This window comes from Streptomyces sp. NPDC030840, assembly GCF_055572015.1.
Genome location: NZ_JBVIEE010000009.1, coordinates 336,565 through 363,214, shown reverse-complemented (window position 1 = coordinate 363,214; position 26,650 = coordinate 336,565). Strand labels below are relative to the sequence as shown.

Here is a 26,650-nt window from a genome sequence, read left to right as displayed (position 1 = left end):
GAGCTTCACAGGCCCCTGAGCCTTGCGAACCTTGCGGATCTCGAAGTCCATCGCACCCCTAACTGGGGTGTTGCGAGGACCACTAGAACCGAAGCGCACCTGACGGGGCTTCAGTTTACTTCTGTCACCTAGCGAAGTAGGCGTGGCATCGGGGCAACGAGGCTCACGCCCAGCCAGCGCGAGAATGGCGCGAACCTCCGACGGTTCGGAGTTGATCACCTTTAATTCTCCGACGACAGGGAAAGTCGACCCTGCCGCACATCTCGCCACTCATCCTTTGCGGGCGCGGCACTGGCGAACGGGATAGCTCGCAGGGATCGAGTCAAGTCAATCACCGGAGATCCACAGATAACCTCTACGCCTGACCACCCCGTCTAGAATCGACTTGAATTCTACCGCATCGCTCTTTGCGTCGAAATTTCGCTCAATCAAGAGGTCAATTTCACCCATTACCCGCATCAATTGAGGGGAGTTGAACATTGTGTCACCATGAAGATGAACTCCCGCCAGAAGGGAATCAGCATCAACGTGCGGCAAGATCGCTTCGAGGTAGACCTCAGCCTCCCTACCTGCATGCACCCGCTGATGATTCTGATCTTCAATGTAGACCGCAAGGCCCATTGCAACTCCCACTCTATTCCGTGGGGTCGGCTCGCAAAGACCGAGCCGACCCCACGAACAATCACCTAAGGGCTGTCCCGTAGGGTGTTCGGGCTGGCCGTTGTCTGGGTGCCGGGTCTTGGTGGGTTGGTAGCCAGGCCAGAGTCAGGTCGTGCAGTAGGCGATGCCGCGCATAGGGTCGTGTCAGCCGTTGCCCCAGCTACGGGCTCAGCCCTCCGCGTCGGAAAACCTTTGCGCAAGGTCGCGGTGCTTGTCTGCGGCCAGCCTCCCTTGGGCAGGGCTGATGGTCGATCCAGCCATGCGGCTCAGGCGTTCAACCTCCTCCGAGAAGCGCAGGTGCTCGCGCCGTGCGTGCTCACGGCAGGCAAGGCAGGTGACACGATCCGGGCGAGGAGAGGTCATCGCATACGGCACCTGCAGCCCGCATCCAGTAGTGGCAAGGCTCGGCAGGTCACCGGCCAGACCAAACGTGGATGCCAACACGTTGCGGGTAGCGGCATCGCCGTGGACCACCTTCGACTGAACGTGGATGTGCGGATCGTTCCCGCCCATGAGTCCTCCCTGCCCCGGCGACTGGACTGACCGAGGGTGCTTGCGCCCGGCCGCACCCTGCAGGATGAGTCTGCCATGTGCCCACGAGCCAATTCCCTGCAAGTGATCTTGCGGTGCGATGATCTTGCTGGTGGCAGGTGTGATCACGACGTCGGAACCCTCCTGGATAACCCCGTTCAGCGGGCTGAGCCCCCGCGCTTTCAGCGTGCTGGTGACCACGCTGCGCCGTGAGGGCGCCCACGCGCGGGGGCGGGGCCGGCCCTGGAAGCTCCCGCTGGAGGATCGGCTGCTGCTGGTGGCCGCGTACTGGCGAACGAACCTGACGTTACGGCAGTTGGCGCCGCAGTTCGGGATCTCGAAGTCGGCGGCCGACCGGGTCATCGACCACCTCGGACCGAAGCTCGCGCTCCAGCCGCGCAAGCGGTTCAGCAAAGGCACCGTGCTGATCGTGGACGGCACCCTGGTGCCCACACGCGACCACAAAATCGCCGAGCAATCGAAGAACTACCGATATTCCACCAACCATCAGGTGGTCATCGACGCCGACAGCCGCCTTATCGTCGTGGTCGGCCGACCGCTGCCGGGCAACCGCAACGACTGCCGCGCCTGGGCCGAGTCCGGCGCGAAGGCAGCCGTTGGAAAGACCACCACGATCGCTGACGGCGGCTACCGCGGCACCGGACTGATCATCCCGCACCGCCGCCGCAGCAAGGACGACGAACTACCCGCCTGGAAGCAAGACCACAACAAGTCCCATAAGCAAGTCCGCGCCCGCGTCGAGCATGCCCTCGCCCGCATGAAGACCTGGAAGATCCTGCGCGACTGCCGCCTGAAAGGCGACGGCGTCCATCACGCCATGCTCGGGATCGCCCGGCTGCACAACCTCACCCTCGTCAGATGACGAGCCAGTACAGCGCGGAAGGCTGCACCTCGACCAGACCGTAGATCATTTACGGGACAAGTCTTAGGCACTGCCAGCTTCGGAATAGGGTGCATTGTGATTACGCCGCCGTACTTGTCTTGGACAACTCGATACCACGTCGTGGGCAGCCCACCAGCATCGTCCGATAGGCGACCGATCACAGTACCCGCATTGAACGTGCCGCTGCTGATCGGCACCCCGGACGCCAACGGCGATGGCATCCCCGACATCTGGGCCGTGCGCTCCGGCGGTTCCGTCCGCTTCTACGCGGGCGGGAGGACGGCGCTGCCGGGGTCCGGTACGGAGATCATCGGCGCCAGGAGCTACTGGCGGACGCGGACCGCCATCGGCTGAGGGCGCCTCGTGGCAGGGCCGACCGTGTCGTGGGGTCGGCCCTGTGCCGTGTCAGCCCTGCTCCGGTTCCGGCGCGGTCCTCGGTCGCCGGTTGATGGCCGTCAGGTCGATCTCGATGTCGAAGGGCACCGTGAGCTTGAGGCGGTCGTGGAAGATGCCGGTGAGGGCGTAGGACTTGGTGGCCGGATCGAGTTCGTAGACGTAGACGACAGGGAGGCCCTTGTCCTCGTCCTCCTCGATGCGCCAGAAGTGGGGCACGCCGACCGCGGCGTACTTGCGAGGCTTGACCTCGCGGTCGCGTTCGCGCGAGTCGGCGGAGACCACTTCGACGGCGAGGACGACGTCCTCCGGCTTGTACCAGGTCTGCTTGGGCCCCGTGTTCGCCTCCAGCGGGAAGACCAGGACATCTGGCTCCGGCCGGTTCTTCATGTCGAGCCTGATGGTCATCTCCCGCATGACGTCGAGATGCTCCGGGGCCTGTGCGAGCAGAGTGTTCTCCACCAGACGCATGCAACGCGCACGGAAGGCGGTCTGCGGACTCATGAAGACGAGACTCCCGTCGATCAACTCCGTGTGCGGCGGGAGGCCCGGAATCCGGTCGAGGTCGTCCGCGGTCCAGCCCTCGGGGGGCGGGATGGGCCAGCGGTACTCCGGCTCGTCGTCGAGTCGACCGTCCGGCCTGCTCTCGGATGCGGCGCTCATGATTGCTCCCATGGGACGGAGTCACGCCTGTGGCCCCAGCCGGAACGCCTGAGCCGTCAGCTGTACGAGCGACCACCCAATGGGGCGCTTGAACGAGACTCGTGCGTGTGCGCGATTCGGCTGGTCGCTCACCCACCGGGCGCGATCCCCGCGTGTCACTTCGGCCTCCACGGGCGCGGGTCTTACCTGACGCCATGTCAGCCCGCGAGGCGTACGGCCCGCCCGGCCCTCACCACCTCCGGACAACTCTCCCTTGAACGTGTTCAAAAACAGGAGTACGGTTCCCCCAAGAACCTTTTGAACGTGTTCAAGAAAGGGTCGGGACATGGACCTCACGGTCGTCGCATACGTCATCTACCTGCTGGTCAGCGTGGGGCTGACCGTCTGGGTGGCGCGGACGCTGAGCCGCAACGGGCGGATCTTCCTCGGCGATGTGCTGCGCGGGAACGAGAAGCTCGCCGATGCCGTCAACCACCTGCTGGTCGTCGGCTTCTACCTCGTCAATCTGGGGTTCGTGGCCCTCTATCTGAACCAGGACGGAGCGGTCGCCGACGCGCGCGGGGTCTTCGAGGCGGTCTCGACGAAGCTCGGCGTGGTCCTGCTCGTGCTCGGTGTGCTGCACCTCGGCAACGTGTTCGTGCTGAACAAGATCCGGCGGCGGGGGCTCATGGAGCGGGAGCAGGTGCCGCCCGTCGCGCCGCAGGACTGGGTCGCCCCGGCGGCCGGGGCGTGACGGCACCGATGACGACGCCGATGGAAGCCGTCGCCGTACGCGACCGGGACGCCGCCCGCGTCCCGGTCCGCGGGCTCACCGTGCTGTACGACGCCCAGTGCTCGCTGTGCCGCTTCGTGAGGGAGTGGCTGGGCCGGCAGCGGCAGTTGGTGCCGCTGGAGTTCGTGGCGGCGGGGAGTGAGGAGGCCCGGCAGCGCTTCCCCTCGCTCGATCACCGGGCCGCCCTGGAGGAGATCACCGTCGTGGGCGACGCGGGACAGGTGTACCGCGGGCCGGCCGCCTGGGTCGTGTGTCTGTGGGCCCTGCGGGAGCAGCGGCCGCTCGCCCACCGGCTGAGCACCCCCGCCGGGGCGGTGCTGGCCAAGGGTGCCGTCCTGGCCGCGGCCAAGTGGCGGGCGGCGCACACCGACAGCCAGTGGGGCGGGAGCGCGTACAGGCATCGTGAGGGCTGGTCCTACGATCCGCGGTACGGGTGGACGTACACCCCACCCGCCTGCGACAGCGGTTCGTGCGCGACTCGTTAGGCTCTGTTCCGTGCCAGCAGTTCCCGAAGCGGCCGACGCGGCCCACGACCCCCGGCCCGAAGACGACCTCGGCCCGAGCTCCGGCCCCGCGGAGGGCTCGGGCCCGGCAGAGAGTCCCGGCCCGCGAGACGGCTCGGGCCGGCCAGAGGACTCCGGCTCCGGCTCCGGCTCCGGCTCCGGCTCCGCAGCGGACCGTACGTCCGCCAAGGGTCCCGCCAAGTCCGAGCAGACCCGCGCGCTCATCCTGGAGACCGCGCTGCGGCTCTTCCAGGAGCGCGGGTACGACAAGACGACGATGCGGGCCATCGCGAAGGAGGCGGGGGTCTCCGTCGGCAACGCCTATTACTACTTCGCCGGCAAGGAGCACCTGATCCAGGGGTTCTACGACCGGATCGGCGAGGAGCACCTGACGGCGGCCGGGCCGGTGCTGGCGCGCGAGAAGGATCTGGAGGCGCGGATAGCCGGGGTGCTCAAGGCCTGGCTGGACGTGGCGGAGCCGTACCACGAGTTCGCCGCGCAGTTCTTCAAGAACGCGGCCGATCCGGACAGCCCGCTCAGCCCCTTCTCGGCCGAGTCGGAGAAGCCGCGGGAGGAGGCCATCGCCCTCCACCGGGAGGTGCTGGCCGGGTCGAAGGCCAAGGTGCCGGAGGAGCTCCGGGAAGTGCTGCCCGAGCTGATGTGGCTGTCCCAGATGGGGCTGGTGCTGTACTGGGTGTTCGACCGGACGGAGGGGCGTGAGCGGAGCTACCGGCTCGCCGAGCGGGGGGCCCGGCTCACGACCCGGGGGGTCTCGCTGGCCCGGTTCCGGGTGCTGCGGCCGCTGGTCCATGAGGTGCACGAGCTGTTCACGGACTTTCTGCCGGGGATGACGAGGGTCCTGCCTGATCCCGGGGGCAAGAGGCGGGCGAGGTGATCACTTTCGGGTGAAGCGGTCGAAGGGGACACCTGGCACCCCGCCTGCCTACGATGATGCTCTCGACACCAGCCCACGGGAGGCACGTGATGTCCGCAGCATCCGTCGAGCGGCCCCATGGAGACCGTCCGCTGATCGCGGAAGCCAACCGGCTCATGGACCGCAATCCGGGCTACCGCGTCGAGATCATCGGAGGCCAGATCCTCGTGTCCCCGCCGCCCGACGGCCCGCACGCCGTAGTCCTGACCGACCTCATGCTGCCTTTCGTGGCCTCCGGTCTCCACGGGGAGGAGTCGAAGGTTGTCCAGGGCATCGGTCTCTGGCTGCCAACCGGCACCGAGGACTACGCGATTCCCGACCTCTCCGTGGTCGACGCCGACTACCGCGACCACCACGTCGAGAACAACTGCTACGACCCCGTCTGCTTCCGCTTGGCCCTGGAGGTCACCTCCAGCAACTACCGGACCGATCTGCGCGACAAGGTCAAGGCCTACGCCAGCGCGAAGATCCCGGTGTACGTCATCGTCGACCGCAAGCACCAGCGCCTCCACGTGCTGACCGAACCCGCCGGGGTGGAGTACGAGAACCACCGCCCGCACTCCCCCGGCGAGATCGTCACCCTGCCCTCGGGCATCGGCGGCCAGGTCACCCTGAACGTCGACGAGATCCTCAAAGCCGGTGAGCCGAAGGCTAATTGACCACGTCCACCTCTCCTTCGGCCACCTCCACGTCGACCACCAACGGCCCCTCCGCCACCTCCACGGACCGCGCCCGCGAGCCCAGCCCGTCAGCCGCCGTCGCCAGCAGGTACTCCCCCGCCCCCGGCACCGCCACGATGTACGACCCGTCCGCCAGCGACGTCACCCGGTCCAGCTGACGCCCGCCCTTCGTCAGGAGCGTCACCGCCGCGCCCTCCACCGGCTCGCCCTCCTGGGTGCGGACGAAACCGTGGATCACGGAAGCGGGCCCGCGTGGTGACGGGACCTCGGCCCCGGAGGCCTCCTCCCTCGGCTCCACCGCAAGGTGCGGCAGCCGCTTCTCCAGCCCGGCCGGCAGCCACCAGTTCGCCCTGCCCAGCAGGTGCATCGCCGCGGGGACCAGCGCCGTACGGAGGATGAACGCGTCCAGGGCGACCGCCGCCGCCAGGCCGATGCCCGCCATCGCGCCCTCCATGTCGCCGCTGAGGACGAAGGCCGAGAACACGCAGATCATGATCAGAGCCGCGCAGTTGATGACCCGGCTCGTCTCGGCGAGGCCCACGCGCACGGCCCGCGCGTTGTCCTTCGTGTGGACCCATTCCTCGTGCATCCGGCTCACCAGGAACACCTGGTAGTCCATCGAGAGGCCGAAGAGCAGCGACAGCATGATGACCGGGAGGAACGCCGTGATCGGGCCCTCTTTGCCGAGGCCGAGCAGTTCCGCGCCCCAGCCCCACTGGAAGACCGCCACCAGTACGCCGAAGGACGCGGCCGCCGCGACGAGGTTCATCAGCGCGGCCGTCAGTGGGACCACCAGGGAGCGGAAGGCCACCAGCAGGAGCAGGAAGCCGAGCGTGATGATCGCCGCGACGAAGTACGGCAGCCGGTCGCCGGTCACCGCCGCGAAGTCCTTGAAGACCGCCGTCACCCCACCCACGTGGGCCTCGGCCCCGGACCGCGGGATCACCTCGTCCCGCAGGCGGTCGATCAGCTGGTCCGTCTTCTCGGACTGCGGTGACGTCGTCGGCACCACCTGGATCACCGAGACGCCGTTCGCGGGCGGGAGGGCGGCCACCTGAGCCACTCCCTCGGTCCTCTCGATGGTGGTGATCAGCTTCTCGGGCGCCGAGCCGTCCACGACCACCTGGAGCGGCCCGTTGAAGCCGGGGCCGAACCCCTCGGCGAGCAGGTCGTACGCCTGCCGCGTCGTCGTGGACTCCTGGTGGTTGCCCTGGTCGGTGGCGCCGAGCCGGAGCGACAGGACGGGGATGGCGAGGACGGCCATGACGACCACAGCCGCCGCCGCGACCGAGCGCGGGCGCCGCTGCACGTACGCCGACCAGCGTGCCGCGAGACCGCTCGCCTCGTCGGGCTCGGGTCCCGTCGCGGCCAGCCGGCGCCGCTGCCCGCGGCTGAGCACGCGCATGCCGAGCAGCCCCAGCAGGGCGGGCAGCAGCGTGACGGCCGCGAGCACGCTCAGCACCACGGTCAGCGAGGTCGCGACGACGACGCCGTCCAGGAACCGCATGTTCATCACCAGCATGCCGGCGAGCGCGATGCACACCGTGCCGCCGGCGAACAGCACGGCACGTCCCGAGGTGTTGAGCGCCGTCACCGCCGCGTCCTCGGGCTTCATCCCGCGCAGGATGCCGCGCCGGTGCCGGGTGACGATGAACAGCGCGTAGTCGATGCCGACGCCCAGACCGATCAACGAGCCCAGCAGCGGGGCCACTTCGGGCACGTCCGTGACATGGCTGAGCAGCGACGTCGCCATCATGCCGGTGCCGACGCCCGCGATCGCCACCACGATCGGCAGCAGCATCGCGAAGAGCGAGCCGAAGGCGAGGAAGAGGACGACGGCCGCCGCGAGGATGCCGACCAGTTCGGCCAGGCCCTGCGGGGGCTCCTGGGTGCGGGCGATCGCCTGGCCGCCCAACTCCACCCGCAGACCGGCCCGTTCGGCGCCCTGGGCCGTGTCGACGACGTCCTCGATCAGCTCCTTGGGGACGCCGTTCGCCTGCTCGGTGAACGTCACCTGCGCGTACGCGATCCGCCCGTCCCGGCTGATCTGCGCGGCTCCCCCGTCCGCGTACGGGCTCGTGACCTCCCCGACGCCCTTCATCGCGCCGATCTCCTTCAGCGCGGGCTCGATCCGGGACCGTACGGACTCGTCCCGTACCGATCCGCCGTCTGTCCCGTCCACCTTCCACACCACCGTGTCGGTGTCGCCCGCGCTCTCGGGGAAGGCCTTCTCCATCAGGTCGTACGCGCGCTTGGAGTCCGTGTCCGGGAGGGAGAAGACGTTCGCGTAGTCCGTTCCGGCGGCCGAACCCGCCGCGCCCAGACCGAACAGTGCCCCCACCCACAACAACAGGACCACCAGCCGGTGCCGATAGCACCACCGTGCCAATGTCGCCACGATCAACTCTCCTCGTACGGCGGTCGATTGGTCCCCCAGGTCCGAGGCAACAGCATGGGCGGCGGCACGCACGCGGGGACACGAACCGGCCATGACTCTCAAGGAACTCCAAAGCGGGAGCTGTCCCCCTGCGGGATCGCCGTGACGATACTGGGGACATGACCGGAAACGAGGGGGCCGGATCCGTGGGAGCCACCGTCCTTGTCGTGGAGGACGAGGAGAGCATCGCGGACGTCCTCGCCATCGCCCTGCGCTACCACCGCTTCGAGGTGATGACCGCGGGTACCGTCCGTGAGGCGCTCGCCCTCGCCGAGCGCACCCGGCCCGACGCGGCCCTGCTGGACGTGATGCTCCCCGACGGCGACGGCCGGGCCCTGGGCCGTGAACTGCGGGTGAGGCAGCCGGAGCTGGCGCTGGTGTTCCTGACCGCGCGGGACGCCCCCACCGAGATCGTGGGCGCCCTCGGCTTCGGCGACGACTACATCACCAAGCCGTTCAACATCGACGAGGTCGTCGCCCGGATCACCGCCGTCCTGCGCCGTACGCGACGCGCCGACGTCCTCCCCCAGCGCCCGCCCCTGCGCTACGGCGACCTGGAGCTGGACGAGACGACGTACTCCGTGCACCGCGCCGGCCGCACGGTGGAGCTGACGCCCACCGAGTACGCGCTGCTGAGGTTCCTGGTGCGCAACGGCGGCCGAATCGTGCCGAAGGAGCAACTCCTGCGCCACGTCTGGCAGTACGAGCACGCGCCGGCCGAGTCGACCGTCGTCGAGACCTACATCAGCTATCTGCGCCGCAAGCTCGACACGCTCGGGCCGCCGGTGATCACCACCCGGCGGGGCGTGGGATACGGGCTGGCATGAGCGCGGGCCCCGCCGGTTCCCGCGCCCGCCCCCTCGGCCGGCTCCTCGCCCGTTTCCGCTGTCGTCGCGGCATCCACTCCCTGCGCGGCAAGCTCACGCTGGCGAACGTGGGGCTGCTCGCCCTGGGCATCGCGGTCGCTACCGCTGTGAGCGTGGTGGGCATGCGGCTGTACCTGCTCGACAGCGTCGACACGGAGCTGATGTCGACGCGTGGTTCGATCGGCGAGGCGCGGATCAGCATGGAGCAGGTGGACGCGCTGGGCGCCCTGGTCGCCCTCAGCGACAAGATGTCGCCCGCCCGCTCCGCCGAGGACACCGACTCCCTCGTGCGGGGCGCGGTCTTCGCGGCCCTGGACGACAAGGGCAGGCCCCTCACGGTCGCCGGTTTCGCGCCGACCGCCCAGCAGCGCGCGCTCGCCGCCGCCGTGGACGACCCTGACGCCCTGGTCGAGGACGACGAACCGCACGACGTCAGGGTGCGGGGCGCCCCCTACCGGGTCACCGCGGCCCGGCTCGGCGACGGTACGACCGTCCTGCTCGCCACCTCGACCAAGGCCCTGCACGACGTCCTCACCAAGGCCATCAGGCTAGACCTCGCCTTCGGCGCGCTGCTGCTGGCCCTGCTCGCCTGCCTGACGATGATCAGCGTCAGCCGCCGCATGCGGCCCCTGGAGGACATGGTGGAGACCTCGTCGGCGATCGCCGAGGGCGATCTGACCCGGCGCGTCCCCTCCAGCAGCGAACCGACAGAGGAGGTCGAACAGCTGCGGCTCGCCCTCAACTCCATGCTCCAGCAGGTCGAGTCGGCGTACCGGACGCGCGAGCGCAGCGCCGCCCAGCTGCGCCGTTTCGTCGCCGACGCCTCGCACGAGCTGCGCACACCGCTGTCCGCGATCCGGGGCTACCTCCAGCTGTACGACAAGGGGATGCTGCGCGAACCGGCCGAGCGGAAACGCGCCTGGGACCGGATGACCGGCGAGGCCGACCGCATGGGCCGCCTCGTCGACGAGCTGCTCACCCTCGCCCGCCTCGACCAGCACCCCGAACTCCGGCTCAGGAACGTCGACCTGACCCGCCTGGTCCGTGACGCCGCCGAGGACCTGCGGGCCCAGCAGCCCGACCGCCCGGTGACCGTCCACGCCGACGGCACCCTCCTCGTCCACGCCGACGAGTCGGGCCTGCGCCAGGTGCTGGGCAACCTCGTGGGCAACGTCCGCGCGCACACCCCCGCCGACGTCCCGGTCCTGCTGAGTGTGGAGCGCGCCGACGGCGCCGTACGCCTGTGCGTCGCCGACGAGGGCCCGGGCCTGACGGAGGAGGACGCGTGCCGCGTCTTCGACCGCTTCTTCCGCACGGGAGGCGGCACGGGCAGCGGATTGGGATTGGCGATCGTGCAGGGGGTGGTACGAGCCCACGGAGGCGATGTAGAGGTGCACACAGCTCCGGGCAAGGGCTTGAAGGCAACGATCACCCTCCCCACCCCAGGGGCGCGGGGCTGAGTCGATTTGCGGCTCCGCCGCGTGGGCGCGACCAGCCACAACGAACCCGCACCCGCCAACGAACAGGAACCACCCACCCCCGTAGGCGTCACGGCCCCCCGAGCGGAGCGACAAGCGCCCACACCGTCTGCCCGTGCCGCCCCCGGTTCCACACCCCCCACGCCGAAGCGATGTGCTGCACCAGGAACAGCCCCCGCCCGGACTCGTCCCACTCACCGGCCTCCCTCACCCGGGGCGGCACTCCGCCCTCGTCGGAGACCTCTATGAAGCACGAGCCGTCGGCGAGCGCGGTCACCGCGACCTCGAACTCCCGCTCCAGCAGGGGCCCGTGGCGCACCACGTTGGTCGCCAGCTCGGAGACGAGGAGCACGGCGTCCTCCAGGGCGGCGTCGCCGTCGCCGTGTCCCCAGTCGGCGAGATGGGCCCGGGCCCGGCGCCGGGCGAGTCCGACGGACGCGGGATGCCGGGGCAGCCGGAAGGAATCGCGTCTCAACACGTTTGCTCCTCACCCCGACCGCACCTTCGTCACATGGTGCTGCGTGGTGGGCGAACAGGGTGTCACTTCAGCGAATGTCACACCACGCGTCGCCATGAGGTGTCACACGGCGGCTGTCAGATCCAGTTCAGCTGCCAGAGCCGGAAGACGCCGGTTCCGTCGGAGAGGTACTGACCGCCGCCGACGTCCTCGGTGCTCAGCACGTACTCCTTCTGCTGCCACAGCGGGATCAGCGGTACGTCCTGGGCCACGGCCTCCTGGATGTCGCGGAAGTCCCGTGTGGCCCGGCTGCGGTCCCCGTAGCGCCTGCTGTCCTTGATCAGCCGGTCGACGGCCTTGTTGCTGTAGCCGTTCTTCATGCTGCCGCCGGTGCCGACGAGGGGTCCGCTGAAGTTGTCGGCGTCGGGGAAGTCGGCGACCCAGCCGACGGCGTACGCGTCCAGCTTCCCCTGGGCGTACCGCTCCTGGAAGTCGGTCCACTCGTACGCCTTGGTGGTCACCTTGAACAGTCCGCTCGCCTCCAGCTGCCTCTTCAGCTCGGCGGCCTCCTCGGCCGTGGATCCGCTGCCTGTGGCGTACCCGTAGGTGAAGCGCACGGGCAGTTTCACTCCGGCCTCGGTGAGCAGTGCGCGGGCCCGCTCGGGGTCCGGCTCGGGGTACATGTCGAAGAACGGGGTGGTGTGGCCCGTGATGCCGACCGGGATGAGCGAGTAGAGCGAGTCGGTGGTGCCCTTGTAGACGTCGCTGACGAGCTTCTCGCGGTCGACGAGAGCGGCGACGGCCTGGCGTACGCGGCGATCGTGCAGCGGCGAGTTCCCGCGGACGTTCAGGACGAGGTCGCGGGTCTCGGCGCTGTCGGACTCGGAGACGCGCCGGTTCGGGTCGCTCGGTGACAGTTCGGCGACCACCGACGGGGGCAGCTCGCGGGAGGCGACATCGATGTCCTTCGCCTTCCATGCCTTGTTCAGTGCCTCGGAGTCCTTGTAGTAGCGCAGGGTCACGGGCCGGCCGGTGTCCTTGACGGCGCCCTTGTACTTCCCGTTCGGTTCGAGCACGGCCTCCTTCTTCTTCGTGTACGACTTCAAGACGTACGGCCCCGTGCCGTCGGTGCCGCTGTCGGTGCGTACCGTGCGCGCGGGGTACTTGGTGTGGTCGACGATCGCCCCGGCGCCGGTGGCCACCTTGAAGGGGAACGTGGCGTCCGCGGTGGACAGGTGGAAGGTGACGGTCTGCCCGTCGGCGTCGACCGACCGCAGGGTGCTGAGCAGGGCGGCGGGGCCCACGTCGGAGTTGATGCGTTTGACGCGGTCGAAGGAGTACTTCACGTCCTCGCCGGTCATGGTCCGTCCGCTGGGGAACCTCAGGCCGTCGCGTACGGTGCAGCGGTACGTGGTCAGGCCGCTGCCCACGAACTCACAGCTCTTCGCGGCGTCGGGCACCGGGGTCGCGCCGCCGGGGTCGAAGGTCATGAGTGACTGGAAGACGTTGCTGAACAACGCCCATGACCCGGCGTCGTACGCGCCCGCCGGGTCGAGGGCCGTCACGGCGTCCGTCGTCCCCACGGTGATCGTGCGGCCCCCGCCCTTCCCGGCCGGCAGCATCTGCCAGGCGCCCACGGCCGCGGCCGCCAGGACGGCCAGCATCGCGAGAATCCGCATGCGAACCGAGCGCATCGGTGTGCCCTCCCAAGGCCCTCATCGCACAAGCCACCAGTCGTGGCGCGGCTCACCCAACCACACGCGTTTCGGCCGGCGGAAGAGCATTCCGGATACCTGAGGAAAGCTCTTACCATCGGCCGTTTCGCCGGATTTCACAGCCGGCCCACAGCTGGCCAACAGCCGGCCCGTGGTTGGCCCGCGGTCGGCCCGCAGCCGACCCGCAGAGGTGCCGGGCAGGGTCCACGGAGGGGATCCGCAGGGCGCTCAGGCCTGCTTCGAGGCCAGCTCCACCACCGTGATGTCCGACGGGGCTCCCACGCGCACCGGAGGCCCCCAGGCGCCCGCCCCACGGGTGACGTACAGCTGGGTGTCGCCGTGGCGTTCGAGGCCCGCGAGGGTCGGGTTGGCGGCGGCCGCGACGAAGTTCATGGGCCACATCTGGCCACCGTGGGTGTGACCGGACAGCTGGAGGTCCACGCCGTGGTCGACGGCCTCGTGGACCTGGACCGGCTGGTGCGCGAGGAGGACGACGGCCCGCGAGGTGTCCCGGTCGCCCAGCGCCCTGGTGAAGTCCGGTCCCTGGCCCTCGTCCTCGCCCGCCACGTCGTTGACGCCCGCGAGGTCGAAGTGGGGCAGCTCACGGCGCGCGTTCTCCAGCGGGTCGAGACCCAGCCGCCCCACCTCCTCGACCCATGGCCCGGCGCCCGAGAAGTACTCGTGGTTGCCGGTGACGAAGTACGCCCCGTGGCGGGCCGTCAGCTGCGCCAACGGGGCCGCCGCCGGGCCCAGGTCCTCGACGGAGCCGTCCACCAGGTCACCGACGACCGCGATGAGGTCGGGCTGCGTGCCGTTGATCGTGTCCACGACCTTCTGGGCGAAGCCACGGCCCAGCATCGGCCCGAGGTGGATGTCGCTGACCACGGCGATCCTGAACCCGTGGGCCGCGCGCGGCAGTTTGGCCAGCGGCACGGTGACCCGCTTCACCTTGGGGCCGCGCACGACGCCGTACGTGCCGTACCCGACGGTGCCGACCGCTGCGGCGGCCACGGCTCCGCCGATTACGCGCGAGACGAACAGGCGCCGGGAGGGGTCTGCGGGGGCCGGGTCCGGGGTGGCGGCGGGGGCCGGGTCCGAACCGGATGCCATGGGGTCCGCGGGAGCCGGGGGGTCGGCGGGAGCCGGGGGGTCGGCGGGTTCCGCGGGCTGCGAGCCGGCCGGGACGGGCTCGGCCTCCCGCACCGGCACCGGCTCCGTCGCTCCGGCGGGCGCGACCGCCGGAGCGCGCCGCTCCACCAGGCGCCGCAGGAGCGGGCGTACGAGCTCTCCCGCCAGCAGCGCCAGCAGCAGGTACAGCGACAGCGCCAGCCACAGGAAGCCCGGCCAGCCCAGCACCTGCTGGAGCCAGAAGGGGGCACCACCGCGCTCGGCCCCGAACGCCGCGAACAGCAGCACCGGCCCGGCGGCGAACACCGCCGCGCCCACACGGCGGGCGGTTCCGGGCCCGCGTGTCGTGTCCCGCACCAGACGGCGCCACGCGTACCAGTGCAGGACACCGAAGGCCGCAAGGACGGCCAGCGCCGCCAGTATGAAGAGAATCACCATTCCGCCGCACTCCCCGCTATGACGTGGCGCGCAGTGCGCGCAGTCCGCGCAACCCGATGAGGCCGATGGCCGTCCCAAGGACAAAGGAGACGACGGCGAGCGTCAGGTGCACCCAGAAGTACGCCGTCGGATCACCCGCGTCGTCGAACGCGAGCCCGCTGCCGTCCTTCCAGAGGTTTTTGACGAAAGTGATCCAGATGACCCAGCTCCACACCCCGAAGGCGAGCAGGAACCAGGAGAGGGGGCGGCTGAGCTTCACAAAAAGAAACCTCTCTTCAACACGCTGGGCATCCGGAGCCGAGGCAACCGGCCGGGGGGCAGGCCCACTGCGCAGCAGCCATGGGACACAGCGTCCCCCGGATGGGCACAGCATGGGCCCAGTATCGCCTCCGGTGGCTCGGGTTCGCCGGGTGGGTGGGGGCAGCGGTAGGAGTTACCGGTCGGGGCCATGTACTTTCTCGGTCGTGCCCGCCTCCATGAAGACCGCCGCGCGACCCCTGCTCGTCGCCTCCGCCCTGTCGTTGTCCCTGTCGCTGACGGCCGCTCCGGCCGCGTTGGCCGCACCCGGGAAGCCTTCGCCCAGCACGTCGCCGTCGGCGACACCCCCGGCGGGGATGTCGACGGTCGGCGGCGAACGGCTCGGCATGCCGGGCACCCAGGCCGAGCTCGGCACCGGCGCGCCGGTCCTGCCGAAGGACATCACGGCGCGCTCCTGGATCGTCGCCGACGCAGAGTCGGGCGACGTTCTCGCCGCCCACAACGCGCACTGGCGGCTCGCGCCGGCGAGCACGCTGAAGATGCTCTTCGCGGACACGGTGCTGCCGAAGTTCAACAAGGACGAGAAGCACAAGGTCGTGCCCTCCGACCTCGCCGGCATCGGCGCGGGCTCCAGCATGGTCGGCATAAAGGAGGACGAGACGTACTCGGTCCACGACCTGTGGCTCGGCGTCTTCCTTCGCTCGGGCAACGACGCGGTGCGTGTGCTGTCCGCGATGAACGGCGGTGTCGAGCAGACCGTCAAGGACATGAACGCCCACGCCGAGGAGCTCCAGGCCCTCGACACGAACGTGGTCAGCCCGGACGGCTACGACGCGAAGGGACAGGTGTCGTCGGCGTACGACCTGACGCTCATCGCCCGGTCGGGCCTGCAGAAGAAGGACTTCCGCGAGTACTGCTCGACCGTGCGGGCCAAGTTCCCGGGCGAGACCAGGAAGAACAAGAAGGGCAAGACGACCCGTGGGTCCTTCGAGATCCAGAACACCAACCGGCTGCTGACCGGTGACACGGGGCTCGACGCGTACCAGGGCATCGCGGGTGTGAAGAACGGCAACACGACGAACGCGGGCTCCACCTTCACGGGGGTGGCCGAGCGAGACGGCAGGGTGCTGCTGGTGACGGTCATGAATCCGGAGAAGGAGGAGTACAACGCCGTCTACAAGGAGACCGCCCGCCTGTTCGACTGGGGCTTCCAGGCCGCGGGCAAGGTGACGCCGGTGGGTGAGCTGGTGCCGCCGAAGGGCGCGGAGACCGGCGGCGGCTCGGAGCCGGGGGGCACGCCGTCCGGGGCCGCGCCCGTCTCGGGGGCGACGGGGGGCAAGTCGGTCGCCGCGGGCGCCTCCGGCGGGTCCAGCGGGATCGGGGTTGCTCTGGGGATCACCGGGGGTGTGGTCGCGCTGGTGGCCGGTGGGGTGTTTCTGCTGAACCGGCGGTGGCCGTTGCCGGAGCTGATGAGGCGGCGCCGGTAGCTCCGCCGGGTGGGCCGGGGGGCCTGGTTGCTGTCGTCCGGTCAGTGCGCGTCGTCTGTGGCTGGTCGCGCCCCGCGGCGGAGCCGCACGGTGCCCCAGCCCCGCGCCCCCCAAAAGCGCGTCTGCCTGGTTGCTGTCGTGTGATCAGTGCGGGTCGTCCGTGGCTGGGCGCGCAGTTCCCCGCGCCCCTTTCGGGGCTCGTCCTCGCCCGTATCCGTACCGACCAGTTCCACCGCCTTGCTGCCCGTTGCCGTCCAGGACGCGCAGTACAGGAGGAGTTTCGAGGTGAAGTTGATCCAGAGGAGGAGGGCGATGGGGACGCCGAAGGCGCCGTACATGCTCTTTGAGGCGATGCCCTGCAGGTAGCCGCTGAGCAGCAGCTTCAGGAGTTCGAAGCCGGCCGCGCCGAGCAGTGCGGCCACCATCAGGCGGCGGCGCGGGGGGTGGACGCCGGGCAGCAGGGTCAGGACGTACAGCAGGACGAGGAAGTCGGCGAGGACGGCGATCGCGAAGGCGGCGGCCCTCAGCAGCGCGCCACCCCAGCCGTCCCGGTCGATGCCGAGCTGGTCGGCGAGTCCGCCCACCAGCGCCGAGGCCACCGTGGAGGCGGCGAGGGTCACCACGACCGCGCCACCGAGGCCGAGGAGCACGCCCGCGTCCCTGGCCCTGCTCAGGACCGGGTTCTCCTCGGGCTCCGGCTTCTCCCACACCGCGCGCAGACAGCCCCGCATCTCGCCGACCCAGCCGACGCCGGTGAACAGCAGGAACGCGCCGGCGATGATCCCGATCGTGCCCGCGTTGTCGACGAGGGTGCCGACGTCGAGCTGGTCGGCGATCCCCGGCACCTGCTCGGTGATCTTGGACTGGAGCTCCTGTTGCTGTTCCTTGCCGAATATCGCGGCGACCACGGCGGCGCTCAGGGTCAGCAGCGGGAAGAGCGCGAGGAAGCTGATGAAGGTCATGGCGGCGGCCAGCCGCGTCCAGTGCACGCGGTCCAGCCGCTCGTACGACCGCCACGCGTGTGTGGTCATCAGGCGCTCCATCCAGGGGCCGATCCCGGGGAGCTTCTTCAGCCAGTCCATGATCCCACTCTGCCCCCTTCGCCTCCGCCCTCATGCCGGAGGCCCTCTATCCGCGTACCCCCAAATCGCGGGACAGTGGCTGTCAGCACGGTGCGAAACGGACGCCCGCTCACCGATGAGTGCTCAGTGGACCCCAGGGGAGCACAACGGCACTTCCGCGGCCACAACCTGGCCTTCGTGGCCGGCTCCGCGGCCCTGGACCACTGGACGGACCCGCACTTCACGGCCCACGCCGCCGACCTGGCCACAGCGGTGCGCACCGACTTGGAGGGCGTCACCGCCGACCTTCCGCCGGGCGTGGCCCAGTTGGTCGGCAAGGGCGCGATGAGCGGCCTGCGCTTCGCCACGCCCGCCCTCGTGTCAGCGGTGCAGCAGGCCCTCTTCCACGAGGCGGTCATCGCCGAGCCCTCGGGCCTCGGCCACGGGTCCTGAAGCTCCTGCCACCCTCACGATGCCGCTGACCGACTTGAAGGAGGTCAGGGACACGATCGGCCAGGCGATCCTGGACACGGTGACGCACGCGGCCCCCTGAACCGTCGTCCCGTCCAGAGCCGCCCCGACGACCGCCCGACGGCCACCCGGGCCCGCGCGTGTCCAGGTCCGGGAGGTGTCCGGGCCCGGACGGCCGGTGCACCGGCCGTCCGGGGGGCCGGTGGGGCCCGGGTGCCGGGGGCTGGGGCCCGGACGTTCGAAGCACCGACGGAGCGGTGCGAGGCGTTCAGCGCAAGCCGCTCGCTCACGAACGGGCCGGCCCCGAAGGGAGGTAGGCGATCACGGCGGCGACGAAGCAGACGGCGAGGGGCGCGGCGAAGGCGACGTGCACACCCAGCGGAAGCAGGGCGGCGACGGCGAAGCCGGCCAAGCCGTACCCGGCGCCGTTGGCGGCATACAGGGCGGAGAAACCGGCGCTCCAAGCCGACTCGGGCAGGTCCCGCTGCAAGGTCAGTGACCGTGCGGTGAGCTGTGGTGCGGCGAACAGCCCCGCCGCCACGACACTCACCGCGATGACCGGCAGGCTGGGCACCACCGCCGCCGGAATCAGCACCACGCACAGCGCCGCGAGCAGCAGAGCCGCCTGACGGTGGATCCGGCCCGGCCAGTGACGCAGTCCGAAGGCCAGGCCTCCCACCACACTGGTGATGGAGTAACCGGTGAACAGCACCCCGGCAAGGGAGGCGGGCGAATCGGCGGCGTGCAGGGCGGGTGGCAGTGCCGTGTCCAGGACTCCGCCGGCGAAACCGCCGACCACCCCCAGGACGAGGGAGGGCAGGGCTGCACGCAGCAGCACCGGGCCGAGCGCCACCCCCGACTTCCGCCCACCGGTGAGGCCGCTGCCGCCGGATTCCGGGGCGGGCAGGCGCAGTGAGGCGAGGGCGGCGGCGGCCGCCAGCACGGCCATCGCGGCGACGGCCAGCCGCGCGTCTCCGAGGGCGACCAGAACGGACACACCGACCGGTGCGACCGTCCAGGCCAACTCCAGCAGCGTGGTGTCCAGGCTCATCGCCGGATGCAGCAGCGGCGGGTTCATCGTCCGCGCCAGCAGCGCCCTCAGCTGTCCGGGCACCCCGGCTCCGATGCCGCCCGCCACACCCGCGAACAGCACCAGGCCCGCGGCGGGCAGGACCGTCGCGGTGGCGGCCAGCAGGGCATAGGCGACCGCGCGGACCACCAGAGCCACCCGCACATAGCGGTGGCCGCGCCAACGGTCGGCGAGCACACCGAGCCACGGCGCCAGGACCGCCTCGCTGATCGCGTGGGCGCCGGAGGCGAGTCCTCCGACGGTGAACGACCCGGTCTCATGGCCCAGCAGCACCAGCGCCAGCGGGGCCATCGCGTCGGGAATGCGGCTCAGCAGCGTGGTCAGCGCCCACGGCCGCCATCCGGGCACCGACATCACCTGTCGGTAGCCGACCGGCCGCGCCGTCACCTCCGTGCCCAACAGAGCCCTCCTTTCCACGTACGGGGCCTGGAGGGCACCCCGTTGCGCAGCCCGTGACAGCGCCGGGTTCCCCCGCGGACATCCTTCACGGGTGCCTCACCGCGCGCAGCCGGGCGGCCAGCGCGCCGACGGTCGGGTGGCGGAACAACTCGGTCGGCGGCAGGTCCGGCGCCAGGGCGCTCATGGCGCGGATCGCCCGGAAGGAGTCACCGCCCAGGGCGAAGAAGTCCTCGTCGGGTCCCGGCCGGGGGACGTTCAGCACGTCGGCCCACACCTCCGCCACGCGCCGCTCCTGCGGGTCCGCGTATCCGTCGTGGCGCGGCGGCTCCGGCGCGGTGGACGGGCCGGTCGGGGCCGGAGGTGTTTCGGTCAGCCGCCGCCGGTCGACCTTGCCGTTGGGACTGAGCGGGAGGCTGTCGGTGACCACGACGGAGCCGGGGACCAGGGCGGAGGGCAGCCGGGCGGCCAGTTCCGCCCTGACCGCCTCGGGGCGCACCGGGTGCCCGGGCTGCGGAACGACGTATCCGACGAGCTGCCGACCCGAGCGCTCGCCGGTCGCGACCGCCACCGCCTGCTGTACACCGGGCACCCGCCGCATGTGGTGCTCGATCTCCCCCAGTTCGACGCGGACCCCACTGATCTTCACCTGGAAGTCGAGCCTGCCGAGGAGTTCCACCAGTCCGTCGGAGTGGTAGCGGGCGAGGTCGCCGGTGCGGTAGAGCCGCTCCTCACCCACCTCCGGGTGACGCCACGTCCAAAACCGTTCGGCCGTCAGTTCCCCGCGGTGGGCGTAGCCGCGGGCCAGCCCGACCCCGGCGAGATGCAGTTCTCCCGGCACACCGACGGGGGTGGGGTGCCCGCCGGGACCGAGGATGTACAGACGCTGGTTGGCCAGCGGGCGGCCGTACGGCACGCTCGGCCAGTCGGGCGGGCCCGTGGGGGGCACCTCGTAGAGGGTGGAGTGGATGGAGGACTCGGTTGCTCCGCCGAGGGCGGCCACCCGGACGCGGGGAGCGAGCGCCCGCAGCCGGTCGGGCAGGGTGACCCCTATCCAGTCGCCCCCCAGCATCGCCAGCCGCAGATCCGGTAGCCGCAGACCGGTGCGCTCGGCGTGCTCGACGAACAACTCCAGCAGGGCGGGTGCCGAGTTCCACACGGTGACCCCGTGGGCGCGCGCCAGGCGCGCCCAGTGCGCCGGCTGACGCAGGCCCTCGGGGTCGGGCACCACGACGGTCCCTCCGGCGATGGTGATGCCCAGGAACTCGTACACGGACATGTCGAATCCCGGAGAGGACAGGGCGAGGAGCGTGTCGCCGGGGCCGACACCGAAACGGTCGTTGAGGTCGGTGAGGTTGTTGACGACGCCCCGGTGCCGCAACTCGATGCCCTTGGGCTCACCGGTGGAGCCCGAGGTGTGGATGACGTAGCACAGGTCGTCCGGGCCGGCGCGGCGCGGCAGGTCGTCCGCCGGCTCGGCCGCCTCGCCGCCCGCGTCGTCGACGCGGAGCACGCGGCCGGGGCCGTCGGGCAGTGTCCCGGCCACGACCGCGTCCGTGAGCACCGCGTCGCAGCGGCCGTCGCGCCGCAGGAAGGCGAGTCGCTCGGCCGGGTAGGCGGGGTCCATCGGCAGATAACAGCCGCCGGCCTTCAGCACCGCCAGTACGGACACCAGCAGGTCGGCGGAGCGCGGAAGGGCGACGCCGATCACGGATCCGGGGGCCACGCCGATGTCCACCAGCCGACGAGCGAGCCGGTTGGCGCGCCCGTTGAGCTCGGCGAAGGTGGTGGGCCGGCCGCCTTCCCACACGGCGACCGCCTCCGGCTGGGCCTCGGCCCGGTCCTGGAAGTGCTCGTGCAGGCAGCGGTCGTGAGGCAGGTCCGCGGTCGTACGGTTCCACTCCACCAGCATCAGCCGTTCCTCGGCCGAGGTCAGCAGGGGCAGTGTCGCCACGGGCCTGTCCGGTCGTGCGGCCGCAGCCGCCGCCAGTACGCCCAGGTGGCCTGCGAGCCTTCCGGCGGCGTCCGGGGGCAGTGTGCCGGACGGTGCGTGGAGGCAGGCGGATTCGGGCCCGTGGGCGGGGGCGGCGACGGCGAGGGTGAGCCGGCCGGGGGCCGCGACGGCGCCGGTGGCCTGCTCCTGACAGGCTGTCACCTGGACCGGCGGCAGACCGGCGCCCGGCACGGCGTCGCCGGAGCCGTCGTCCTCGGGACCGGCGCTGCGGCCTCGCGGGGATCGCAGCGCCGCACGCACGTCCTCCAGCAGCCTGTTGAAGGAGGGGTTGCCCGTGAGGTCGACGGGTACGGCCGTGGGGCGGGCGTCCGGTCCCTGAGGCAGGACGTTCAGCACGACGGTGTCGGCGTCCGCGTAGCGACCCAGCACCGCCGCGCAGACCGCCGCGGCCTCGGCCGCCCCGGGGACGCCGTCGGCATCGGGCGCGCGCCGCAGCCACTCGGCCGGCAGGCGCACGGGGTGGACGGAAGGGACACCGGATGCGGGCGGGGCGTCCGCCGGGTCGCCGTGCACCGGAAGCAGCAGGGGGCGCATGGTGATGTCCCTTCTCAGCGGGCGACGGGGTACTGGGGCACGGGAAAGCGGTCGCACAGCTCTCGCACGACGGCGCGCACGCGGTCGCGGAGCACGGGATCCAGCCGGTGCTCCTCACCGCGCCGCAGCCGCAGGCCGCGCACCACCGTGTGGACCAGGTCCGCGCAGACCGCCATGTCGGAGGGGCCCAGCCCGCGCTGGGCGAGGATGTTGGTGCCCAGGCGCAGTCCGCTGGTGACCAGGGGCGGCCGGGTGTCCCCCGGGACGCGGTTGCGGTTGGCGAGGATTCCGCACTCCTGGAGCGCCTGCTCGGCGGCGGCCCCGGTCACCGCGCCGCCGGTCAGGTCGAGCAGCACCATGTGGTTGTCGGTGCCGCCGCTGACCAGGCGGTGGCCGCGGGTCGTCAAGGCGTCGGCCAGGGCTCGCGCGTTCGCCTTGATGCGGTGGGCCAGCGCGGTGAAGCGAGGTTCCGCCGCCAGGTCCAGGGCCCGCGCCTTGGCGGCGATGGTGGCGGCGTCCGGGGTGCCCTGGGTCCGCGGGAAGACTCCGCGCTGGATGCGTTCGGCGAGCGGGGTGCGGCCGGCCGGGCCGGGTGTCTCCTCGGCCGCGGCTCCCAGCAGGATGAGTCCGCCGCGCGGGCCGGCGAGCTGTTTGTAGGTGCTCGTGGTGGTGACGTGGGCGATGTCGACGGGACTGGGGTGTGCTCCGGCCGCCACCAGGCCGGCGATGTGTGAGATGTCGGCCAGCAGGTAGGCGCCCACCTCGTCGGCGACGGCGCGGAAGGCGGCGTAGTCCCAGGTGCGGGGGTAGGCGCTGGCTCCGGCCACGATGACCTTGGGCCGGTGCCTGCGGGCGAGGTCGGCGACCTGGCCCAGGTCGACACGGCCGTCGGCTCCCAGCCCGTAGTGCACCGCGTGGAAGCAGCGGCCGGTCACCGAGGCGGGCGCTCCGTGGGTGAGATGGCCGCCGGCGTCGAGGTCGAGACCGAGCAGGGTGTCCCCGGGCCGCATCAGGGTGAACAGCACGCTCAGGTTCGCCGAGGAGCACGAGTGCGGCTGGACGTTCGCGTACCGGGCGCCGAACAGCGCCGCCGCCCGTTCGGTCGCGAGGCGTTCGACCTCGTCGAACCAGCGGGTGCCCGGGTGGTAGCGGGCGCCGGGGTAGCCCTCGGCGGTGACGTTGGACAGGGCGCTGCCCGCCGCCGCCAGGACGGACGGGTGGGCGAGGCTGGCGTAGGCGACCATGGCGAGGTTCTCCTGCTGGTACCGGGCCTCGGCGTCCAGCAGGCCGGCCAGGGCGGGGTCGTCGTCCGGCAGTGCGCCGAGGCCCCGGTCGAGGAGTTGTCGGTGGGCGCCCGGCGTGGGGCCGGCCGGTGCGGGGGCGGCCGGTCCCGTCGACGGGGGCCGGGTCGGAAGCGTACGTCCGGTGATCATGGCTGTTCCCAGAAGTCGGAGGGGTACGGGTGCGGCGGGTCGGGGGTCGGGCGAAGGTCAAGGGCCTGGCCGTGGCACGTCGGTGTCCGACAGGCCCGCGACGCGCCGTGCCTCCCGGTGCCAGCGGTCGGCCAGCGTCGTCAGCCGGTCGGCCCAGAAGGAACGAGAGGGCGCCTGGAGGACGCCGTGCACGGGACCGCGACCGTCGTCGTACAGCTCCAGCAGGACCTCCGCCTGCGGGGCGGACGGCGGCACGGGGACGGTGCGGACGGTGACTGGTCCCGCGCCGTGGGCGCGGCGCGGCCAGCTCTGGAGCAGGAACGTCGCCTGGTACAGCGGCATGCGCCGGCCACGCCCGGCGCCCGCGGCCCGGACGATGTCCTCCAGGGGCAGTGCGGCATGGGCGACGCAGTCCACGACCGCCCGCCACAGCCGCGGCACGCAGTCCGGGGCGAGCGGGTCGCGGACCGGGACGGGAACCATGGTGAAGAGGCACCCCACTTCCTCCTCCGTGCCGGCGCGGCGGTCGGCGACGGCGGTCCCGACCGCGAAGTCCCGCGCCCCGGCCAGCGCCGACAGGGCGCGCGCGTACGCGGCGAGGAGTACCGCGAAGGGGGAGGTGGCGGCGAGCCTGGCGGCGTCCCTCAGCGCCTCGGTGTCCTCGGCCCCGAGCCGGACCGGCCGTTCCACGAGCGTGTCGCGCAGCAGATCGCGCCGGGTCAGGCCGCGGTCGTCGTCCGGCAGGTCGCTCAGGCCGCACAGGGCCTGCTTCCAGTACGCCTCGTGCTCCGCCCGCAGATCCGGGGGCAGGGGCCTGGGACGGTGACGGGGTACCGGGGCCGGCCGGGGGCACCTGCCGGAGAGGGCCTCGGCGTACGCCTGGGCCAGATCGGCGGCGAGCACCTCTCCGGAGGCGCCGTCGAAGGCGATGTGGTGGACGGCCAGATAGAGGTCGGCGCCCTCGGGGAGGGGGACGAGAGCCCAGCGCAGCAGGTCGGCGCGGGTGGTGTCGAGGGCGGGGCCGGAGCGCAGGATCCGTACGGCTTCGGCGGGCGCGGTCCCTGACGGAAGTACCAGCGGGTCGTGTTCCGCAGGCCGGTCCGTCGTCCGGGCCAGCAGAGTCCCCTCGTGCACCGTGTAGGCGGTGCGCAGGCCTTCGTGCCGCTGGCGCACGGCTCGCAGGGCGATCCGCAGGGCGGACCGGTCCACCGGCCCCGTGAGGCGGAATCTGCCGAACGTCATGGCGGCGGCCGGATCACGTGCGGTGTGCTCCAGTGCCCAGAACCGGCGCTCGGCCGCCGTCGCGGGCTCCCCGGTCGACGCCTTGGGCGGCGCGGCGGAGCTGGGGCCTGCCGGATCGGGCCGGGTCGGGCGCGGGGCACCGGTGTCGTCAGGTGCCGGGCCGAGCGCGGTGGCCGGGGCCGGAGGTTCGGGACGGGGCGCCGCGTCCGGGGGGATCGCCCCGGTCCGGGGTGGTGGGGCTGCGGTGTGTGCGTCACCCATGGTGGAGCCTCCGGAGCGCCGCCGTGATGCCGGCGGGGGTCGACGCCTCGAACAGCACGGCCAACGGGAGGTCCTCGCCCAGCCGCCTGCGGAGCCGGTTGACGAGCCGGGCGGCCTGGAGCGAGTTGCCGCCCAGGTCGAAGAAGTCGTCGTCCGGTCCGACCGAGGGGCGGCGCAACACCTCCTCGAAGACCTCGACGACGGCTCGGGTCGCCTCGTCGTCCGGCTCGGCGGGACCCTCAGCCGTGTCCTGCGGGCCGGGGAGGCCGACCTGCCCCTGGTCGCCGTGCACCGGCGGCAGGGCCGAGCGGTCGACCTTTCCGGTCGGGCCGAGCGGCAGGGCGTCGAGGACCATGAGGTGCGCCGGGACCAGCTGGGCGGGTGCCCGCGCGGCCAGCTCCCGCCGCAGGGCGCGCGGATCGGCGCCTGCCGGGCCGGGCACCACGTAGCCGATCAGCGTGCCACCGTCCCCGTCGGGACCGTCCACGGCCCGGGCCGCCGCCGCCCGTACACCAGGCAGCGCCATGAGGTGCGCCTCGACCTCGCCGAGCTCGATCCGGTGGCCCCGGATCTTGATCTGGTCGTCCTGCCGGCCGAGGAACTCCAGGGCTCCGTCCGGACGGCGGCGGACCACGTCACCGGTGAGGTACATGCGGGAGCCGGGCCGGAAGGGGGCGACGGGGAAACGGCGGGCGGTCAGCTCGGTGTCGCCCAGATAGCCGAGGGCGAGCTGGTCGCCGGCCACCGCCAGCTGGCCCGCCCGACCGTCCTCGACGGGCCTGAGGACGTCGTCCAGCACGTACAGTTCGGTGCGGTCCAGGGGGAAGCCGATCGGCACCTCCTGGCCCGGGGGCAGCGGACGGCAGGTCCACCAGGTGGCGTCGATCGCGTACTCGGTCGGGCCGTACATGTTGTGCAGCCGCGCCGACGCGTGCCGCAGGAACCGGTCGTGCAGGGAGCGGTCCAGGCGTTCGCCCCCGCAGAACACCTCGCGCAGACGCTCGCACGACCGCAACCCCTCGTCCTCGTCCAGCAGGGCACGCAACAGGGACGGAACCAGCGCCAGGGTGGTGACCCGCTCCCGGGCGAGCAGGCGCACCAGGTGGGCCGGGTCCCGCTGTCCGTCGTCGTCGGCGACGACGACGCGGGCGCCGGTGGCCAGCGGCGGGAAGATCTCCTGCAGGGAGATGTCGAAGGCCAGGGACGTGCGGTGCAGGACGCTGTCGCCCGGGCCGCTGGGGAAGGCGGCCGTCTCCCACACCACGCGGGAGCGAATGGCGCGGTGCGGAACGACGACGCCCTTGGGCCGTCCCGTGGAACCCGAGGTGTGGATGACGTAGGCGGGCGACTCCGGGGAGAGCGCCGGGCGCGTCGCGGAGCGTTCCGCGTGCGCGGCCGGCGCCACCGGGAGGGAGCCGATCCCTGCCACGGGTACGTCGCCGGTCAGCAGCCGGGCGGTCTCCTCGGGGTCGGCGGCGAGGAGGAGCCGTGGCCGGGCGTCCTCCAGCACCGCCCGCAGGCGCTCGGCGGGATAGCCCGGGTCCAGGGGGACGTACGCCGCACCGGCGTTCAGCACCCCGAGGACGGTTACCAGTGCGTCGGCGCCGCGGGGGAGGGCCACGCCCACCAGAGAGCCGGGACCGCAGCCGGCGTCGGCCAGCCACTCGGCGGTGGCGTCGGCCCGTTCCTGGAGCTGCCGGTAGGTGAGGGTGGTGCGGCTGTCGGTGACGGCGGGTGCGTCCGGAGTGCGCAGGCTCTGGTCACGGACCAGGTCGTGCAACAGGCCGTACGGTTCGGGCCGTACGGGAAGCACGCCCGGCGAGGGGTGGGTGAGGCTGGTCATC

The 26,650-nt window shown here is 71.6% G+C and carries 23 protein-coding genes and 1 pseudogene; 10 read left to right on the top strand and 14 right to left on the bottom strand.

The window, feature by feature from the left end; all coding sequences use genetic code 11:
- Positions 1-327 precede the first annotated feature (327 nt).
- Together ACZ49J_RS22070 and ACZ49J_RS22065 are read right to left on the bottom strand one after the other, a co-directional pair.
- Positions 328-621, bottom strand: a complete 294-nt coding sequence (locus ACZ49J_RS22070; RefSeq protein ID WP_467450217.1) for a hypothetical protein — start codon at positions 619-621, stop codon at positions 328-330.
- A gap of 207 nt (positions 622-828) precedes the next feature.
- Positions 829-1,173: a hypothetical protein gene (locus ACZ49J_RS22065; protein WP_467450216.1), complete on the bottom strand. Its 345-nt coding sequence runs from the start codon at positions 1,171-1,173 to the stop codon at positions 829-831.
- Between the two features lie 130 nt (positions 1,174-1,303).
- Between ACZ49J_RS22065 and ACZ49J_RS22060 the strand changes: the two genes are divergently transcribed.
- Both ACZ49J_RS22060 and ACZ49J_RS22055 read left to right on the top strand, forming a co-directional pair.
- Positions 1,304-2,074, top strand: coding sequence for a transposase (locus ACZ49J_RS22060; protein ID WP_467450235.1), 771 nt, complete (start codon positions 1,304-1,306; stop codon positions 2,072-2,074).
- A gap of 195 nt (positions 2,075-2,269) precedes the next feature.
- Positions 2,270-2,449: pseudogene (locus tag ACZ49J_RS22055) on the top strand (hypothetical protein); the annotation flags it as partial.
- Between the two features lie 51 nt (positions 2,450-2,500).
- On the opposite strand, the gene ACZ49J_RS22050 reads toward ACZ49J_RS22055, so the two are convergent.
- Entirely contained in the window at positions 2,501-3,151 is a 651-nt protein-coding gene (locus ACZ49J_RS22050; RefSeq protein ID WP_467450215.1) for a Uma2 family endonuclease, read from the bottom strand.
- A gap of 325 nt (positions 3,152-3,476) precedes the next feature.
- On the opposite strand from ACZ49J_RS22050, the gene ACZ49J_RS22045 reads away from it, so the two are divergent.
- The 4 genes from ACZ49J_RS22045 (at position 3,477) to ACZ49J_RS22030 (ending at position 6,019) form a co-directional block, all read left to right on the top strand.
- Positions 3,477-3,884: a hypothetical protein gene (locus tag ACZ49J_RS22045; RefSeq protein ID WP_467450214.1), complete on the top strand. Its 408-nt coding sequence runs from the start codon at positions 3,477-3,479 to the stop codon at positions 3,882-3,884.
- Between the two features lie 8 nt (positions 3,885-3,892).
- On the top strand, positions 3,893-4,408 hold the full coding sequence (locus ACZ49J_RS22040) for a thiol-disulfide oxidoreductase DCC family protein (RefSeq protein ID WP_467450213.1): 516 nt from the start codon (positions 3,893-3,895) through the stop codon (positions 4,406-4,408).
- 10 nt (positions 4,409-4,418) lie between these two features.
- Entirely contained in the window at positions 4,419-5,321 is a 903-nt protein-coding gene (locus tag ACZ49J_RS22035; protein WP_467450211.1) for a TetR/AcrR family transcriptional regulator, read from the top strand.
- 89 nt (positions 5,322-5,410) lie between these two features.
- Entirely contained in the window at positions 5,411-6,019 is a 609-nt protein-coding gene (locus ACZ49J_RS22030; RefSeq protein WP_467450210.1) for a Uma2 family endonuclease, read from the top strand.
- On the opposite strand, the gene ACZ49J_RS22025 is transcribed toward ACZ49J_RS22030, so the two are convergent.
- Complete coding sequence (locus ACZ49J_RS22025; RefSeq protein WP_467450233.1) at positions 6,012-8,429, bottom strand: MMPL family transporter; 2,418 nt, start codon at positions 8,427-8,429, stop codon at positions 6,012-6,014. The two genes, ACZ49J_RS22030 and ACZ49J_RS22025, sit on opposite strands and share 8 nt — an antisense overlap.
- Positions 8,430-8,596: 167 nt before the next feature.
- Between ACZ49J_RS22025 and ACZ49J_RS22020 the strand changes: the two genes are divergently transcribed.
- Complete coding sequence (locus tag ACZ49J_RS22020) at positions 8,597-9,304, top strand: response regulator transcription factor (protein WP_467450209.1); 708 nt, start codon at positions 8,597-8,599, stop codon at positions 9,302-9,304.
- On the top strand, positions 9,301-10,803 hold the full coding sequence (locus ACZ49J_RS22015) for a sensor histidine kinase (protein WP_467450208.1): 1,503 nt from the start codon (positions 9,301-9,303) through the stop codon (positions 10,801-10,803). Before ACZ49J_RS22020 ends, ACZ49J_RS22015 begins: the two co-directional genes overlap by 4 nt.
- Before the next feature lie 88 nt (positions 10,804-10,891).
- Here the strand turns inward: ACZ49J_RS22015 and ACZ49J_RS22010 are convergent, their stop codons facing one another.
- From ACZ49J_RS22010 to ACZ49J_RS21995, 4 genes are all read right to left on the bottom strand, one after another.
- Complete coding sequence (locus ACZ49J_RS22010; RefSeq protein WP_467450207.1) at positions 10,892-11,299, bottom strand: ATP-binding protein; 408 nt, start codon at positions 11,297-11,299, stop codon at positions 10,892-10,894.
- A 116-nt stretch (positions 11,300-11,415) separates the two neighbouring features.
- A complete protein-coding gene (locus ACZ49J_RS22005) occupies positions 11,416-12,972 on the bottom strand; it encodes an ABC transporter substrate-binding protein (protein ID WP_467450206.1) in 1,557 nt (518 codons plus the stop codon).
- Positions 12,973-13,221: 249 nt separating this feature from the next.
- Positions 13,222-14,559 (bottom strand): metallophosphoesterase, encoded by a 1,338-nt coding sequence (locus ACZ49J_RS22000; RefSeq protein WP_467450204.1) that lies wholly within the window; start codon positions 14,557-14,559, stop codon positions 13,222-13,224.
- 16 nt (positions 14,560-14,575) lie between these two features.
- Positions 14,576-14,818: an SCO4848 family membrane protein gene (locus tag ACZ49J_RS21995; RefSeq protein WP_467450203.1), complete on the bottom strand. Its 243-nt coding sequence runs from the start codon at positions 14,816-14,818 to the stop codon at positions 14,576-14,578.
- A 205-nt stretch (positions 14,819-15,023) separates the two neighbouring features.
- Here ACZ49J_RS21995 and ACZ49J_RS21990 point away from each other — a divergent pair, with 205 nt between their 5' ends.
- Positions 15,024-16,304, top strand: coding sequence for a D-alanyl-D-alanine carboxypeptidase family protein (locus ACZ49J_RS21990; protein ID WP_467450201.1), 1,281 nt, complete (start codon positions 15,024-15,026; stop codon positions 16,302-16,304).
- 41 nt (positions 16,305-16,345) lie between these two features.
- On the opposite strand, the gene ACZ49J_RS21985 is transcribed toward ACZ49J_RS21990, so the two are convergent.
- Entirely contained in the window at positions 16,346-17,386 is a 1,041-nt protein-coding gene (locus ACZ49J_RS21985) for a YihY/virulence factor BrkB family protein (RefSeq protein WP_467450200.1), read from the bottom strand.
- A 126-nt stretch (positions 17,387-17,512) separates the two neighbouring features.
- On the opposite strand from ACZ49J_RS21985, the gene ACZ49J_RS21980 reads away from it, so the two are divergent.
- A complete protein-coding gene (locus tag ACZ49J_RS21980; RefSeq protein WP_467450198.1) occupies positions 17,513-17,818 on the top strand; it encodes a hypothetical protein in 306 nt (101 codons plus the stop codon).
- Between the two features lie 304 nt (positions 17,819-18,122).
- On the opposite strand, the gene ACZ49J_RS21975 is transcribed toward ACZ49J_RS21980, so the two are convergent.
- The 5 genes from ACZ49J_RS21975 to ACZ49J_RS21955 form a co-directional block, all read right to left on the bottom strand.
- On the bottom strand, positions 18,123-19,325 hold the full coding sequence (locus tag ACZ49J_RS21975; protein WP_467450196.1) for an MFS transporter: 1,203 nt from the start codon (positions 19,323-19,325) through the stop codon (positions 18,123-18,125).
- Between the two features lie 85 nt (positions 19,326-19,410).
- Positions 19,411-21,870, bottom strand: coding sequence for a non-ribosomal peptide synthetase (locus ACZ49J_RS21970; RefSeq protein ID WP_467450195.1), 2,460 nt, complete (start codon positions 21,868-21,870; stop codon positions 19,411-19,413).
- A 14-nt stretch (positions 21,871-21,884) separates the two neighbouring features.
- Positions 21,885-23,303 (bottom strand): serine hydroxymethyltransferase, encoded by a 1,419-nt coding sequence (locus ACZ49J_RS21965; RefSeq protein WP_467450194.1) that lies wholly within the window; start codon positions 23,301-23,303, stop codon positions 21,885-21,887.
- Positions 23,304-23,360: 57 nt separating this feature from the next.
- The gene (locus ACZ49J_RS21960; protein ID WP_467450192.1) at positions 23,361-24,806 is read right to left on the bottom strand and encodes a condensation domain-containing protein; all 1,446 of its coding nucleotides are present in this window, start codon (positions 24,804-24,806) and stop codon (positions 23,361-23,363) included.
- Positions 24,799-26,649, bottom strand: coding sequence for a non-ribosomal peptide synthetase (locus ACZ49J_RS21955; RefSeq protein ID WP_467450191.1), 1,851 nt, complete (start codon positions 26,647-26,649; stop codon positions 24,799-24,801). Before ACZ49J_RS21955 ends, ACZ49J_RS21960 begins: the two co-directional genes overlap by 8 nt.
- Position 26,650 lies beyond the last annotated feature (1 nt).

What these genes read in the sequence shown, in the direction of transcription:
- ACZ49J_RS22070 (WP_467450217.1), bottom strand. Translation starts at nt 621, where the DNA reads ATGGGCCTTGCGGTCTACATTGAAGATCAGAATCATCAGCGGGTGCAT.
- ACZ49J_RS22065 (WP_467450216.1), bottom strand. Translation starts at nt 1,173, where the DNA reads ATGGGCGGGAACGATCCGCACATCCACGTTCAGTCGAAGGTGGTCCAC.
- ACZ49J_RS22050 (WP_467450215.1), bottom strand. Translation starts at nt 3,151, where the DNA reads ATGAGCGCCGCATCCGAGAGCAGGCCGGACGGTCGACTCGACGACGAG.
- ACZ49J_RS22045 (WP_467450214.1), top strand. Translation starts at nt 3,477, where the DNA reads ATGGACCTCACGGTCGTCGCATACGTCATCTACCTGCTGGTCAGCGTG.
- ACZ49J_RS22040 (WP_467450213.1), top strand. Translation starts at nt 3,893, where the DNA reads ATGACGACGCCGATGGAAGCCGTCGCCGTACGCGACCGGGACGCCGCC.
- ACZ49J_RS22030 (WP_467450210.1), top strand. Translation starts at nt 5,411, where the DNA reads ATGTCCGCAGCATCCGTCGAGCGGCCCCATGGAGACCGTCCGCTGATC.
- ACZ49J_RS22020 (WP_467450209.1), top strand. Translation starts at nt 8,597, where the DNA reads ATGACCGGAAACGAGGGGGCCGGATCCGTGGGAGCCACCGTCCTTGTC.
- ACZ49J_RS22015 (WP_467450208.1), top strand. Translation starts at nt 9,301, where the DNA reads ATGAGCGCGGGCCCCGCCGGTTCCCGCGCCCGCCCCCTCGGCCGGCTC.
- ACZ49J_RS22005 (WP_467450206.1), bottom strand. Translation starts at nt 12,972, where the DNA reads ATGCGCTCGGTTCGCATGCGGATTCTCGCGATGCTGGCCGTCCTGGCG.
- ACZ49J_RS22000 (WP_467450204.1), bottom strand. Translation starts at nt 14,559, where the DNA reads ATGGTGATTCTCTTCATACTGGCGGCGCTGGCCGTCCTTGCGGCCTTC.
- ACZ49J_RS21985 (WP_467450200.1), bottom strand. Translation starts at nt 17,386, where the DNA reads ATGGACTGGCTGAAGAAGCTCCCCGGGATCGGCCCCTGGATGGAGCGC.
- ACZ49J_RS21970 (WP_467450195.1), bottom strand. Translation starts at nt 21,870, where the DNA reads ATGCGCCCCCTGCTGCTTCCGGTGCACGGCGACCCGGCGGACGCCCCG.
- ACZ49J_RS21965 (WP_467450194.1), bottom strand. Translation starts at nt 23,303, where the DNA reads ATGATCACCGGACGTACGCTTCCGACCCGGCCCCCGTCGACGGGACCG.
- ACZ49J_RS21960 (WP_467450192.1), bottom strand. Translation starts at nt 24,806, where the DNA reads ATGGGTGACGCACACACCGCAGCCCCACCACCCCGGACCGGGGCGATC.
- ACZ49J_RS21955 (WP_467450191.1), bottom strand. Translation starts at nt 26,649, where the DNA reads ATGACCAGCCTCACCCACCCCTCGCCGGGCGTGCTTCCCGTACGGCCC.